The following is a 15,757-nucleotide window of genomic DNA, read 5'->3' on the forward strand; positions in this document are numbered from 1 at the left end:
ATGACAGAATTCCAACGCTTATTTACAAGTATTGAACACACAGAAAGCCGTAAGTAAGCCACCTCAATCAAAACTTTAGAGCAGCCCCCATTTCCGATGCTGTCGATGAGGCAAATAGAAACCTTATTCGACTCATAAAATGAGGCGAATAAGGTGGTTAATTGCCTCATTTTATGAAAATTGATGAAAATACAAACACATATAATACTTAACGTGTAATTATTGTTCTATAAAATCAAAACATTAAAAGCAGTCTTAATTAACACCACCGATAGCCAACCACAACCACAACCAATCAAAATTGACCTTTTCAGGTTTAATTTTAAAGAAAAAGTCCATAATTGACACAAACCTTGTTTAAACCTCCATTTATGAGCTGTAGTTAGCGATAAAACACATGCCCCGCACTTCAAAAAATTTACCAATTGGAAAATATGACCACGAAGCCACTTCGTTACACAGAGAACACGAAGAAACCAATAACAAAAAATATAATTTTATCTTTAGCCTTCTTTTTCATCGTGCCTTCGTGGTTAATTTCTTTTGAATTTACAAACTAGTATTACCTAGCACCTAATATGAGGCTACTTAACCACTTTCTTAATGGCCATTTTAATCAGTGAAGGCGTTGCCATTTTTAATGCGCTTGGTGCGATTCTCTTACTGCTCTTGAAGGCGCGTCCTAGCTGTTTTTTGATACCGACACCTTTCTCGGCAACTTCCATACGTTGTCGATTTCTTTGCACATTATTGGCATTGGCAATTTCATGACGAATCGTTTGTTTAAGCTCGTCAACACCAAAGCTGTTTTGTTGCGGTGCAATCGACAAGGCTAATATACTATCTGGCATCAATAGCTTTTGATTATACGCCAACGCCTGATTGATGATTTTTCCTTTCGCCGTGGTTGGTTCATCAAGGTTGTAAGGTGGCGTCCATTCGTTAATCGGTTTTAGCTTATCAACTTGGTTAACAACACAGATGACGGCGGGTTTCTTACGCGAAATGTTACTGCCGTTTTGGTAATAGTCATTGAACTTAGCATTCAGTGTTTTATCGAGCTCTCGTGCTGATTGATTTGCTTTTAGAACCCACACAATTAAATCTGCCTGTGTCATTTCTGACAGCATGCTTTGTTCTGTTTTTTGATTGCCGTCTAAACCTTGCAAATCAACCACTCGAATATCCATGTCATCGAGTTGAGCGTTATAAACCGTGGTTCCGTCTGTTGAGGGTAATACATCCACCTCTGCCACCAGATCTTCTTTTAATACGTTGATAATGGAAGACTTACCGGCACTTGTTTGGCCCACCATCACGATGCGTATCGGCTCTAATTCAGGTGCGATTCTTTGTTCGTCTTTTTCGGCCACGCTCGATTCTGTTACTTCGCTTTCTTCAAAGCTAAAACGGCCACTGTATAAATCAATCGCTACCGAAACGATTTCATCAAGTAACGCTTGTTTTGCGTTGAGTTGCATCTCGTCAACAAAACCTTTGGTCATGCCTGAGGTGGATTGCTGATTGACTAAATCAATCGCTAACTTGGCAGGGTTCATATAAGCGTTTTTGGCATGATTCGCCCAAACAGCTGCTTTAATCAGTTTCTGCCCTAACTCGCCATACTTATCAAATGCATCGTAACCCGCTTTTAAGTGGGAGATTTTCAAGATATCGACAATAGGAATGTATTCTTTGACAACCAGTTTATAACGTCGGCTTATCTCTTCAAAAAGCTGTAATCCCTCTGGAATTGAAAAGTCTAAGGCCTTTTTGTCAAACTCTGTCGCGACAAATTCCATCATCGCTAAACCAACTTCATTAATTTGATTCCATTCGCTTTTATCAATTATTAATGTGCGTGAATGTGTTTTTGATTTTTCCCAAATCAGCATTTCATTTTGTGACCAGTCAGTTGACGCTTTAACCAATCCATCTTCAATGATCTCACTTGGGGCTGATGTAATTTTTGGCTTATTAGACTTTGAAGCTCGCCCTAATAAATACAATGGCACGCTGATAATAAGCGTACTGGCAGCAATTAAAATAGAAAGCTCTAACACATACCCGTACTTAATCGCCAGAAATACACCAAAGCCCATCATGATCATGATAGGAAATAATGCAGAGATAACGGCGATTGCCCAACGACCGCCAGATAGCTCCGATAACAGTAAAAATAGATTTTTAATTTTTTTCATAACCCGAAGCCGCCTTACCTTTTTTAAGGGAGTTTTTGTATAATTCTTGCATTGCTTGATCCGATACGGCTTCACCTTTGCTCTTATGGTAAAAGTAATAACAAGCTGTTCGCCCTAAGCCGTAGGTAGTGCCAAAACTCATTGCTGCAGCCGTAACCGCACCCACGGTTTGACCGTAAACAGGGATCAGTTTGATAAGTTGTCTTGCCCCTAGTTTGACTGAATATTGCAATGCAAAACCGCTGCCTAGCGTGCCAATTAACTCGCTGAACGTTCGTTTATTCCACTCTACGCCATATTGATTGGCTAGCCCATGTAGCATTTTTGCTTGAATAGCAGGAACAGAAACTAGGCCAACACCGGGAATAAGATCACTTGCAGAAGCACTGCCCGCATACCAGAGCACTTCGTTTTGCATTTTATCGAAGTTCTCACTTTCGACTGTTGCGTGTTCTTTGTCTTCCACCAGCAAATTAATCACAGGGAGAATATTGGTTAACTCGCTGAGTAATAGATCGTAGTTATAAACCCTGCCATCGTCTTGTTCAAAATCGACACTCACAGATTGAAGGTCTTTACCCCACACTTCATATACTTGGTTTTCATTAAAAGCGACTTGGCGTGCTCGCTCATTCACCTCAGAAAGCAGCACGGCACTATGAATAAGTAACAGGTGTTTAATCTGCTTGTTCTTTTTGATCTGTTTTAAGGCCTTTAATACGGCGCTCTGCTCAGGTTCATCCGCTTTCATGACAACCACAATGGCATTGCCCGATTCACCAATCTCTTTGAGGTCTTGCGCCGGATTGTAATCCGCTTCACCTAATCCCCGTGTATCTAAAAAACGCATCACAGGTTTGTCTTGAGGAAATTCATAAGCTTGCGCTGTCATTGTGCATGGCTCAAAACCATTACCCACTTCAACCGATGAAAGCCCTGTCACCGCCTGAATGAAAGATGACTTCCCTGCCCCCGTTTTACCCAATAACCATAACGTAGGTAAATGTTGTCGCTGAAACTCATGTGCTTGGGTTAAATCCGGATTTTTACTTGGATTGATGAATTCTTTTATTTGCTCAAACATAGATGATGATTCTCTTCTTTAATATAACGCTCGTACTATCAAAAATTAACTCAGTCACTTCAATCACTTGCTCATTAGGAAGGCAATCTTCGAAAACGATCATGACATTTTGAAATAGAACTTCACTTACAAATCACGTAGCGTGTACTTCGTCCGCCAGCAGCTGTTTTATCTAAGCAGCCACTTTCAACCAAGAATGCCAAATGACGTGTTGCTGTCGCACGACTTACTTTTGCTACTTTCTGATATTGGCTTGCATTTATACCGAGCTCAAAATCACCCTCTAGTAAGCGATTTAATACCTTTTTATGCTCTTCGGTTAACTTCACATCTCTATTAATATTCCAGAAACGCGTTTTCTTTATTGTTTGTTCCATTTCATCTAATACATCTGAAATCGTTATATTTAATGTATTTAAAAACCAAACAATGAACGCAGTAATATCTGTTGTCGCTTTTTGGCTTTGTTCCAATATTTCATAGTATGATTTTCGTTGCTTTAAAATACTCACTGACATCGCATACAAGCGAATGCTGTATTTTTCACCTTGAGCCAAAGCCAGATCGGTTAATGCACGTGTTATACGGCCATTGCCATCATCAAGTGGATGCAAAGTAACAAACCATAAATGACAAATTGCAGCCCTCACCAATGGATCCATTATCGAGTCATTTCTACTTTCATTAAACCAATCAATAAATTGCTTTAATTCATTCTCTAATATTTCTCGTGGTGGACCTTCAAAGTGAACTGTCGGCCTGTCTAATCGTCCAGAAACAACCTTCATAGGCTCATTACCTCGTAACATGCCGATACGAATGTTGTTATAGGTCGGCTCAGGTTTAGCAAATAACCAGTGATGCCACTGATATATTCTTTCAAGCGTTAACGGTGAATCTAAATCATGAATGGCATCAACCATCATGGTTGCAATGCCATCAGAACTGGCAGAAGTTGGATATTGATGTGACTCTGAAACCCCCAACTTATTTGCAAGTGATGAACGCACAGAAAAAGCATTCAGCTGCTCACCTTCAATCGCACTAGAGTTTAAAATGTTCGCCAGTAACGTATCTAGTTCAATGCTTTTAGGATCAGTCTCTGCCGTCTCCATTTTGCCAAGGAGTCTGCCTTGGTTTAATTGCACCTTTCTAAGCAATGGATTTATTAGCTCGCTTTGCCAAGTAAAGTTTGGCCAATTTGCTTCATTCCAAATCCACATAATAGTCTCCGATTCTCAAGGGCAGATAGATAAAAATTGCCGATGAGGCAAATAGAAACCTTATTCTACTCAACAAATGAGGCGAATAGGAGGGTTAATCGCCTCATTTATTAAGTATTGAGTAAAATTCAATCACATATAGCATTTAATGATGCTTTTATATAAATTAAAAGCGACCAACGACTCAGGTATGATGGAAAATAAAAGATAAAGAGTCACTTCGATTTTTAACGATTTCTTCATGTTTTCAATGTAAAGAGTGACTTTGTGAGGGTGATTTTTTGGGGTTCTGTTCTCTTGTTTAATCACATTTTCTACTCTCGACTCTGCTTTAAAGTAGATTATGATTATTCAGTTCGCTTGATCAAGCTACATGATTTCATCCATCCCCTCATGCGACTTCCCCCCATTTTATCTAGCAACTTTATTGTGGTTTATCATCAATAGAGACACTTAAGTCATCGACTTTCACTGCGTCTGAATCCTGTAATAATTCCACCATGTCGGATGCGACATCGGGTACAAAATCAACAATAGTACTGGCGATATCAACGGCGTATTCAGGAATGTTTTCTACCACCTGAGAGATGTAATCATTGACTGCATTTTCAATATTCTCTACGGCGTCAGCAGTACAATCTTGATTATGTTCATTTTCCACTAAGTTCTGTAGGTAAGCTTCTGCAATCACATTAGAAGACTCTGGTAAGGCTTCGGAAACGGTTAATGCTAATTCAGCAGAGTGTTCAGGTGAAACGTTGCTTAGGCGGTTATATAACTCGGTGGCCGTTTGCTCTGATTCAGCGGCATTACGATCCACTGGACGCATTTCCTCTAACGCGTCAGAAAAATCAGTCATATATTGTTCTGTCATTTCTAATAGGCCTTCTGAACAGTCAGAGTCTTCGGACATGTTTTCAGCGGCGACTTCCATCATTCGTATACCGTTGTCTGGCATGGAGTTGGCGATAGCGACGATGATATCGGTGGATTTATCGGGGTCTTCTGCGGTTATCCAACCCACTAACTCTTCCGCTTGCTCTGGTGATGCGTTGGTTAGTGCTTCTGCAATATCGATGGTCATTTCTGGGGCTACCGCGGTAATTGCTGAATACAATTGACCTATATTTATTTCATCTATGGTACTTAATGCAGCGGCTAAATTTGATGCGTTTGTTGGGTCTTCCTGGGCTAATGCACTGGCCATATTAACCGCTGCAGAAGGGTTTTTAGTCGCCAAACTAATTGCGACTTCAATTTCTGCTGTTGGTTGGAATGCGGGCTCGGTGTAATCGGTACGTGGATCTAGCTCAGAAACCACACCTGATGGGGTTTGCATCACAAAGTTTTCTTGCTCATCGTAAGGTAGCGCATCACTTTGTTGCATACGAATAATAATGAAGATAAACAAGGTACTGGCAGTGATCATTATAAATGTAAATAACGCGCTACTGCCAAAGTGGCTCATCACCACTGAGGCAACATAAGGCCCCAAAATACTGCCTAATGCATAGATAACTAATAGCGACGACATGGCCGATAAAATTTGTTCTCTTAATACATGATCAAAGGTTTCAGACATGCTCATAGGATAAAGACAGGCGGCCATTCCTGTGATGATAGCGATAGCAAACAGCGTTAAATTAAACATTTCGAGGCTGATAAGCATGGGAATAAACAGCGAGACTAAAATGATGGTTGATATCATGACTAACATGATTTTACGGCGATCAAAATTATCTGAGAGATAAGCAATGGGGAACTGTAAGACTATCGCACCAAAAATGGCGGAACCCATAAAGATCGATAAATCCAGATCTTTGATGCCATTGTCATTAGCAAAAAGTGGCAGCATATTCAATAAACCGGTATACAGCAGGCCACAATAAAAACAGCTTACCACCCCCAGTGGCGATAACTTTACGATAGCGAATAGTGACATCGCTTGGCTATCTTCAATTTGTGGCGCTTGATGTTTACCGATAACAATCGGCGTGATCGCTAGGCTAAAGAGAATGCCCGATAAGACAAAGAGGGTAATGCCTTCCACGGGCGCAACACTGAATAGAAACTGTCCGCAAAATAACGCGCTCATCAATACCATCTGGTTAATAGACAGTATTCTTCCTCTATTTTTTTCAGTGGCGCTATAACTTAACCAGCTATCAAGCGTTGCATTTGCGCAGGCCATGCAAAACCCGGTAATGATTCTCATGATGCCAAGCACGATAGGATCAGGATAAAGACCAGACAATAAGATAGCGACGGAGGTTAAACTGCCACACATCGCAAATATTCTGATATGGCCAACGCCTTGTAATAACTTACGGCTATAGATTGCACCGATCAGAAATCCCACTGATAACAGTGATAACACTAGACCGATATTATCGATGCTAACGCCATCATTTTGCATGCGCACCGGCAATAAAATATTGCTCAATCCATACCCTGTCATTAACAAGAAACAGCTGATTAATAATAGTAAGAAAGGTCTGATAGCAAGTATCACAGTGATATCCTCTACTCTTTGCAAGGTTTATCTATACGAAAAATGGCTAACGCTCTGCTCTTTCAAGATAGAGGAAATGGATCATGAATTGAATCTAGAATTATTCTACGAGTGAAAATAACTACCGACTTATTCTATCACTCAGATAAACCTTTCATTACAACGCGTTTCATTGAGATTAAAATCTGTGATCTCAATGTCTGTAATATGTTTGGTTAATGAATAAACGTAGCTTAGATACGAGAAAAAGAAACACCAAACCTGCCAGCGTGGCTTTAATAACATGCGTTGTGTGACGCTGTAATCAGGAATGGACGTGAATGATCGTTAACAATTAGCGCTTGTAAAATTGAAGTCAATTGCTGTGCATTCGCAGGGCAAACGGGTCTAAATAATACAGGTGAAGTCCCGTCTATTTATATAAATGAAGAAACGCAGGACTGAAGTCCCACCTCCGAAAACACGCAGGACTGAAGTCCCACATCCGAAAACATACAGGACTGAAGTCCCACCTCCGAAACCATGCAGGACTGAAGTCCCACCTCCGAAACCATGCAGGACTGAAGTCCCACCTCCGAAACCATGCAGGACTGAAGTCCCACCTCCGAAAACAAGCAGGACTGAAGTCCTACCTCCGAAACCATGCAGGACTGAAGTCCTACCTCCGAAACCATGCAGGACTAAAGTCCCACCTCCGAAAACATGCAGGACTGAAGTCCCACTTCCGGAACCATGCAGGACTGAAGTCCCACCTCCGAAAACATGCAGGACTGAAGTCCTACCTCCGAAAACATGCAGGACTGAAGTCCCACTTCCGGAACCATGCAGGACTGAAGTCCCACCTCCGAAAACATGCAGGACTGAAGTCCTACCTCCGAAAACACGCAGGACTGAAGTCCCACCTCCGAAAACACGCAGGACTGAAGTCCCACTTCCGAAAACACGCAGGACTGAAGTCCTACTTCCGGAACCATGCAGGACTGAAGTCCTACCTCCGAAAACAAGCAGGACTGAAGTCCTACCTCCGAAACCATGCAGGACTGAAGTCCTACCTCCGAAACCATGCAGGACTGAAGTCCCACTTCCGAAACCATGCAGGACTGAAGTCCTACCTCCGAAAACAAGCAGGACTGAAGTCCTACCTCCGAAAACAAGCAGGACTGAAGTCCTACCTCCGAAACCACGCAGGGTTAGCAAAAAAAGATTAAAAAAAAGGGCTTTCAATTGAAAGCCCTTTTTATATTCATCACCTAAGCAGGCGATAAAATAATCTTACGAAGATTGTTGTTCTAAATAACCAAATGCAGTCAACATTGCTTGCTCTTGGAATTTTTTAAGACCTAATTCAACTGCAGAAGGTGTGTTTTGCGCTTTAGACAACCCTTCTTTGATGTATGCAGATGAAATTACATGTACTTCAAGATCGTTTAATAATTGTAGCGCGCCTTCTATTTTAAAACTTAGTGGGCTAGCTGCAAATTTACCTTTCATTTCGCGTTGTTTAATCACAACAGTTTCAACTTTGTAATCTGTCATTAACTGTTTAAAGTCAGACTGAAATTTCTTCAGTGGAACTGTATTGATTGCATCCACTAAGCTGAATTTATTTGCGCGTACTACTGGCACATCATATAAACCATCTTTTAACTGCATAATTGCGATAACGGCTTCATTACCAATTAGTTCTACGCCACATACTCTCATTTTATTACCCTTTTCTATTTCGTGTGCATTTTTAAATTAATCATGCGGATGGTTGCACCAATACCCGCTAATACTTGGTTTGCATTAACACCACGTGTTGTGATTTGCTCATTGTTATCAAGCCATGTCACGATACACTCGGTTAATGCGTTTGTTTTACCACCTGGTGGTATACGTAATTGATAGTCGATAAGTTCAGGAAAAATAAACTGCTCTTTATCTAATACTTTTTTCATCGCACCGATAAAGGCGTCAAAACCACCATTACCGCTGCCACTGGTTTTATAAATCGTATCGTTAATACGGACACGAATACTGACCGTTGATTCTAACTCTAAACCTGAATTAATCGAGCAGTTTAACAGCTCTACGTAGTTATATTCATTGCGCTCTAACAGGTCTGCAATAATAAACGGCAGATCATCGGCACTAATTGTCGCCTTTTGATCACCTAAACGCACGATACGTTGTAATAATTTTTTCTGTTGCTCGGCATCAAGGTCGATATCCATCGCTTCTAGATTTTTAGCCAGTGATGCTTTACCGCTCATTTTACCTAGTGCATAACTACGTAAACGCGCAAAACGTTCAGGTGTTAATGCGGAGATGTATAACCCACCTTTCTTATCACCATCGGCATGAATACCACTGGTTTGGGTAAATACATCGGCGCCAACAATGGGTGTATTGTCTGCACAACGTTTACCTGAAAAACTTTCCACTAATTGACTTAATGTATGAATTTCTTTTTCGTCGATATTTACGGCAACATTTAATTTATCTTGTAACACCACTGCCACTTCCGCTAATGATGCGTTACCAGCACGTTCACCTAAACAGTTAATTGTACAATGAATAGACGATACGCCTGCTTTAACAGCATACATTGCATTCGCAGTGGCAAGACCATAGTCATTATGACCGTGGAAATCGAATTTTAACCCAGGAAAACGTTTAATCATATCACTTAAACTATCAAATACTTCCTGTGGCGACATTACACCTAGCGTATCTGGCAACATGAAGTGATTAATGCCTGAATCTAGTAGTTTAGTGACCATGTCGTAAACGTACTCTGGGCTGTCTTTGTAACCATTAGACCAATCTTCAAGGTAGATATTGACACTTAAACCTTGTGCTTGTGCATAGTTGATTGTCTGTTTTACTTCAACAAGATGCTCATCTAATGTTTTTTTAAGCTGTTCGCTACAATGTTTTAAGCTGCCTTTAGTGAGTAGGTTTAATACTTTACCACCGGCTTCAACAATCCAATCCACACTACGTTTATGATCCACAAAACCTAATACTTCAATGCGATCAACTAAGCCTTCTTTGGTTGCCCAGGCATTGAGTTGCCCAACTGCGACTTTTTCGCCATCGGAAACACGTGCTGACGCCACTTCAATACGATCGACTTTTAATTTTTGTAATAATGCTTTAGCAATACTGACTTTTTCTGCAGGAGAAAATGAAACACCTTGAGTTTGTTCACCGTCACGTAGCGTTGTATCCATTAATTCAACAGTTAATTGTTGATCGCTCATTGTCTTTCTCCATTCATTTCGGACTAAAAGTGGTTTGCTAAAAACCTATTGCGCTGTTTATTTTGACGCCTTAAAACTCGGTTTCCAATAATAAAAACAGTGCAATAAATTCTATTGATAAAAAAGGCGCAAAAAATGCGCCTTTCTCGTTAGCCTTTTAGGGCTAAGTCATTTTGATTAAGGTCAAGGCGAAAGCGCGCAGTTTAGTATTTTAAACGAGCACTTTCAACGTAGACATTGGTCGAAATGACAACGACCTAACAGGTTAACTTAAGCGTTAGGCCATAACCAAGGCAATTTCTTCTTGTTAGCTTCTTCGTATGCTGTGATTTTATCTACGTGCTTTAATGTCCACGCGATATCATCAAGACCGTCAATTAATGATTCTTTACGGAATGCATCAACATCAAAGTTAATTACGATGCCACCTGGCGTTGTTACTTTTTGCTCAGGTAAATCAATCGTAAATTCAACACCTTCATTAGCAGCAATTTCAGCCATTAATGACGCAAGCTGTTCAGCAGTCACTACAATCGGTAAGATTGAGTTTTTGAAACAGTTACTGTGGAAGATATCAGCAAAGCTAGTTGAAATAATGGTATTGAAACCGTAATCAGCAATTGCCCATGGCGCATGCTCACGTGATGAACCACAACCAAAGTTTTCGCCAGCAACTAAAATTTTAGCGCCTTGGAAAGCCGGTTTGTTTAATTCAAACGCTGGATTAGGTGTGATGTTATCCGCAAGGAAACGCCAGTTATGGAATAAGTTAATACCAAAACCAGTACGTTCAACTTTTTTCATAAAGTTTTTAGGAATGATTTGGTCAGTATCAACGTTACTACGGTCCATTAGGGCCGCGATACTTGTATGTTTAATATATGGTTGCATTATCTAGTTCCTATTTCCAATCACGGATATCAACGAAGTGGCCTGCAATTGAAGCAGCACCGGCCATAGCAGGAGAAACAAGATGAGTACGCCCACCTTTACCTTGACGACCTTCGAAGTTACGGTTTGAAGTAGATGCACTACGTTGACCGTCTTTTAATTCATCGCCGTTCATTGCTAGACACATTGAACAACCTGGATCACGCCATTCCCAACCCGCATCAAGGAAGATTTTATCTAATCCTTCTTTTTCTGCTTGTACTTTAACTGGGAAAGAACCCGGTACAGCAATCGCTTGAACACCTTCAGCTACTTTTTTGCCTTTGATGATGTCAGCCGTTGCGCGGAAATCTTCGATACGACCATTTGTACAAGAACCAACAAATACGATATCGATATGGATATCAGTAATTTTTTGGCCTGCTTTAATGTCCATGTATTTAAGCGCATTAGTACATGCTTGTGCTTTCACTTCGTTAGTGAAATCAGATGGCGCTGGAACAGTACCTGTTACTGAGATAACTTGTTCTGGAGATGTACCCCAAGAAACCTGTGGAGCGATGTCTTCAGCACGTAGTGTGATTGTTTCATCAAACACTGCGCCTTCATCAGACTTCATTGATTCCCAGTAAGTAATCGCTTGTGCCCAGTGATCGCCTTTTGGAGAGAACTCACGTCCTTCAAGGTAATCGTAAGTCACTTGGTCAGGTGCAACAAGACCTGCACGTGCGCCTGCTTCGATTGCCATGTTACAAAGCGTCATACGTGCTTCCATAGACAAATCAGTAATCGCGCTACCTGCAAATTCCATTACGAAACCTGTACCACCCGCAGTACCGGTTACACCGATGATTGCTAATGCGATATCTTTTGCTGTTGAGTATTCAGGTAATTTACCTTCAACTTTAACCAGCATTGTTTTTGCTTTTTTCTGTTGTAACGTCTGAGTTGCCATGATGTGTTCAACTTCAGAAGTACCGATACCAAACGCTAATGCACCAAATGCACCGTGTGTTGCTGTATGGCTATCACCACAACAAACAACCATACCCGGATGAACAAAACCATGCTCAGGTACGATGATATGGATAACACCGTTTTGGTCGCTGTCCATACCAAAAAGGTTAATGTCGTTTTCGTCACAGTTAGACGTCATTGTTTCAACTTGTTTTTTTGCAATAGCATCAACAATATTGTGACGATCTTTGGTAGGAACACAGTGATCAATAGTACCTAGAATGCTGTGTACGTTACGCACTTTACGATTTTCAAGGCGTAAACCTTCAAAAGCTTGTGGGCTTGTTACTTCGTGCATTAGGTGTCTGTCAACAAACAGAAGAGGTGATCCTGATTCTGGCTCGTGAACTAAGTTCGCATCCCAGATTTTTTCATACATAGTTTTAGTCATTGTTTTCCTTACCATGCTATATGCATTTAACTTATTGCTAGACAATCCATTGAATATAATAGAAACTAAGTGATAATCACTATCAAACAGGCTTGTTTAGAGGCTACAAAAAGAGATATTCTAATTGAAAGGCGACAATCTCACAAGATAGCGGCTCAAAAATCCCCCTGTATTCACCCATATTTCCCTATAACTCCTTGCTATAAGTTATTCTTTGAACGATTTGTTGGTTATTTACACTGACCTGATGATAAAAGCATAATAAAAATGGATGATTTTTTAATAATTCCGTAATATTAAACTTTATTTATCTTTTTCCTTGGAGCAGTAATGCAATTCGAGATGATTACCACACAAGTACAACTTAATGATTTTCTTGCATCGCTCGATAATACGCCCATCTGCCTTGATACTGAGTTTGTCCGTACGCGCACTTTTGTTGCAAAATTGGGGCTTTTACAGCTTTCTCAAAATGGCAAGATAACGCTTATTGATCCAATTTCGGTGCCTGACTTATCCGACTTTTGGCGTGCTCTCGATAATAAAGACTTAATTCTGCATGCCAGCAGTGAAGACCTAGAAATTATCCGCCAGCATAAACGTGATCTTAACTTCACGCTTTTCGATACTCAAATCGCCTGTGCATTTCTCAATTTAGGTGCGTCACTGGGTTATGCCAAGATGGTAGAAACACTTGAAGGTGTTGTCGTTGATAAAGGTGAATCTCGCACGGACTGGTGCAAACGCCCGCTAAGTGAAAAACAAGTTAATTACGCGGCCGCTGATGTATTACATTTAACGCCCTGTTTAGAAAAGCTAACTGAACAGTTAGTTGAGAAAAAGATGTTTGATTTTTTCCAAGTTGAATGTCAAACCACGTTAGATCTTAAAATGAAAAAACAAGATCCTAACAACGCTTACAAATCACTGAACAATCTATTTAAACTTGATAGACAAGGTGTTGCTGTTATTCAAAAACTTGCTAAATGGCGATTACACACAGCAAAAACGCGTGATTTGGCATTAAATTTTGTGGTACACGCTGACAATATTTGGCTATTAGCGCATTACCGTCCAAGCACAAAAGAAGACCTACGCCGTTTAAACCTGCCTGCTAATGAAATACGTATTCATGGGCCGGCGATTTTAGCGATTATAGAGGCGGTAGAAAAACAAGATCCAGAAACCTACCCTGCGCTTATTTCTCGTTTAGTTGATTTTCCGGCTTATAAGAAAACATTAAAATCCATGCGTGAAGTGATTCAAGCCTGTGCTGACAAATATGAATTACCGATTGAGCTTATCGCGTCAAAGCGTGTTATCAATGAGTATTTAAGTTGGTTATGGAAGTTAAACGATGAACAACGTGAAACCGCTGATAAACCAAAACTGTTAACCGGATGGCGTTTCGAGTTAGTGGGTCACCAATTTAAACATTAACGTCAGGTAAAGGCAGAGCAAGCTCTCTGCCTTTATACTCACCCCGCATTTATTTCCTTCCGATAAAGAGCCAATACCGATGCCACAAACTCAATCTTGGTTACAAAGCTGTAAAATCTATCTCGAAAAACGTGTCGCTATTCTATTTTTTCTTGGTTTTTCTGCAGGTTTACCTATTCTGCTCGTTTTTTCTACTCTGTCTTTCTGGTTACGTGAAGCGGGAGTAAGTCGAGCAAGCATCGGATTTTTTAGTTGGATAGCACTGGCCTATGCCTTTAAGTGGATTTGGGCCCCTTTTGTTGACCGGTTATCAATTCCTTTATTGACCAAATGGTTAGGTCGACGCCGTAGTTGGTTATTGCTCTCACAAATTGCGATTGTATTATCTTTGATTGGCATGGCAATGAGTGATCCACAGGTTAATCTCACGCTCTTTGCGGTCTGCGCATTGATTGTGGCCTATAGCTCGGCAACGCAAGATATCGTTATTGATGCTTATCGTATTGAGTCAGCACCCGAGAAGTTTCAAGCGGCTATGGCTGCCGCTTATATGACAGGTTATCGCCTTGCGATGATCATGGCTGGTGCAGGTTCATTAGCTATTGCGGCTTGGGCAAGCCCCAGTGATGCTTATCAATTAAGCGCTTGGTCAATCTCTTATTTTGTAATGGCGGCTTGCATGGGAGTGGGTATTTTAACCACGTTCATTTGTCATGAGCCTGAATACCAAGATAAACAACGTGAAAAACAAAACCAGATTGAAAATAACCTTAAACATCAGCACCTACCTCGATTTGTAGCGCGCTTTCTCGCTTGGCTTGATATCGCAGTTGTGGCGCCCTTTAGTGACTTCTTCCAACGCTATGGTAAACATGCCCTACTGATATTATTGTTAATAGCTACTTACCGTATTTCTGATATTGTCATGGGCATTATGGCGAACCCTTTCTATGTTGATATGGGTTATACCAAAGGCGAAGTAGCTGCTATTTCAAAAGTGTTTGGCGTGATAATGACACTGTTAGGTGCTGGATTAGGCGGTATTTTATTAACCCGTTATAGCACTTATTCTATTCTGTTTTTAGGCGCGTTTTTGGTTGTGATCACTAACCTAATTTTTGCCGTACTGGCCTTTGTTGGTAAAGATCTAATGTTACTGACCGTCATCATTTCAATGGATAATATCAGTGCGGGTATTGCCACCACTGCGTTTATTACTTACATCTCAAAATTAACCAATATCGAATTTTCAGCAACACAATATGCATTGTTTAGTTCGATGATGTTGTTATTTCCTAAGTTTATCGCCGGATTTTCTGGCGTTTACGTAGACAGTTTTGGTTATGTTAACTTTTTTGTTGGTTCAGCCTTAATCGGTGTTCCCGTACTGGCATTAATTATGGTGTTGAAAAAAGTAATAGAAGCCGAAAAGATAGAAAAATAACCATAGGCATGTGGCGCGTTGTTCGGAGGTAGGACTTCAGTCCTGCTTGGTTTGTGCAGTTAGTAACAGATGCAAGCCTGAAGGCTTACCCCCAAGGAATGTGACCTGTTATTTAGTCAGCCCTACTTGTTTTCTTAGACGTAGCATCACAAAGCAGATCCTCGATAAAACACTTCGAGGATGACGGCTCAGCGTTATACCCCCAAGGAATGTGACCTATTATTCGGATGTAGGACTTCAGTCCTGCTTGTTTTCTTAGACGTAGCATCACAAAGCAGATCCTCGATAAAACACTTCGAGGATGAC

10 protein-coding genes are annotated in these 15,757 nt (G+C 40.7%); 2 read left to right on the forward strand and 8 right to left on the reverse strand.

The genetic code is table 11. From position 1 onward, the window contains the following. Positions 1–584 precede the first annotated feature (584 nt). The 8 genes from CXF74_RS14215 to leuC form a co-directional block, all read right to left on the reverse strand. On the reverse strand, positions 585–2,201 hold the full coding sequence (locus tag CXF74_RS14215; protein WP_101083195.1) for a GTPase family protein: 1,617 nt from the start codon (positions 2,199–2,201) through the stop codon (positions 585–587). Next, a complete protein-coding gene (locus CXF74_RS14220) occupies positions 2,188–3,285 on the reverse strand; it encodes a YcjF family protein (protein ID WP_101083196.1) in 1,098 nt (365 codons plus the stop codon). Before CXF74_RS14220 ends, CXF74_RS14215 begins: the two co-directional genes overlap by 14 nt. Before the next feature lie 122 nt (positions 3,286–3,407). Then, a complete protein-coding gene (locus CXF74_RS14225) occupies positions 3,408–4,508 on the reverse strand; it encodes a Fic family protein (RefSeq protein ID WP_101083197.1) in 1,101 nt (366 codons plus the stop codon). A gap of 424 nt (positions 4,509–4,932) precedes the next feature. Next, on the reverse strand, positions 4,933–7,020 hold the full coding sequence (locus CXF74_RS14230; protein WP_101083198.1) for an MFS transporter: 2,088 nt from the start codon (positions 7,018–7,020) through the stop codon (positions 4,933–4,935). A gap of 1,272 nt (positions 7,021–8,292) precedes the next feature. Next, positions 8,293–8,724, reverse strand: a complete 432-nt coding sequence (locus CXF74_RS14240; RefSeq protein WP_101083199.1) for a DUF3010 family protein — start codon at positions 8,722–8,724, stop codon at positions 8,293–8,295. A gap of 14 nt (positions 8,725–8,738) precedes the next feature. Next, complete coding sequence (locus tag CXF74_RS14245) at positions 8,739–10,268, reverse strand: alpha-isopropylmalate synthase regulatory domain-containing protein (protein ID WP_101083200.1); 1,530 nt, start codon at positions 10,266–10,268, stop codon at positions 8,739–8,741. 270 nt (positions 10,269–10,538) lie between these two features. Then, positions 10,539–11,159: a 3-isopropylmalate dehydratase small subunit gene (leuD, locus tag CXF74_RS14250; RefSeq protein ID WP_101083201.1), complete on the reverse strand. Its 621-nt coding sequence runs from the start codon at positions 11,157–11,159 to the stop codon at positions 10,539–10,541. A 10-nt stretch (positions 11,160–11,169) separates the two neighbouring features. Next, on the reverse strand, positions 11,170–12,567 hold the full coding sequence (gene leuC, locus CXF74_RS14255; RefSeq protein WP_101083202.1) for a 3-isopropylmalate dehydratase large subunit: 1,398 nt from the start codon (positions 12,565–12,567) through the stop codon (positions 11,170–11,172). A gap of 330 nt (positions 12,568–12,897) precedes the next feature. Here leuC and rnd point away from each other — a divergent pair, with 330 nt between their 5' ends. Next, on the forward strand, positions 12,898–14,007 hold the full coding sequence (gene rnd / locus CXF74_RS14260; RefSeq protein WP_101083203.1) for a ribonuclease D: 1,110 nt from the start codon (positions 12,898–12,900) through the stop codon (positions 14,005–14,007). 79 nt (positions 14,008–14,086) lie between these two features. Next, on the forward strand, positions 14,087–15,451 hold the full coding sequence (locus CXF74_RS14265) for an AmpG family muropeptide MFS transporter (RefSeq protein WP_198552863.1): 1,365 nt from the start codon (positions 14,087–14,089) through the stop codon (positions 15,449–15,451). Positions 15,452–15,757: the final 306 nt, after the last annotated feature.

Source organism: Psychromonas sp. Urea-02u-13 (genome assembly GCF_002835995.1).
Taxonomy (GTDB): domain Bacteria; phylum Pseudomonadota; class Gammaproteobacteria; order Enterobacterales; family Psychromonadaceae; genus Psychromonas.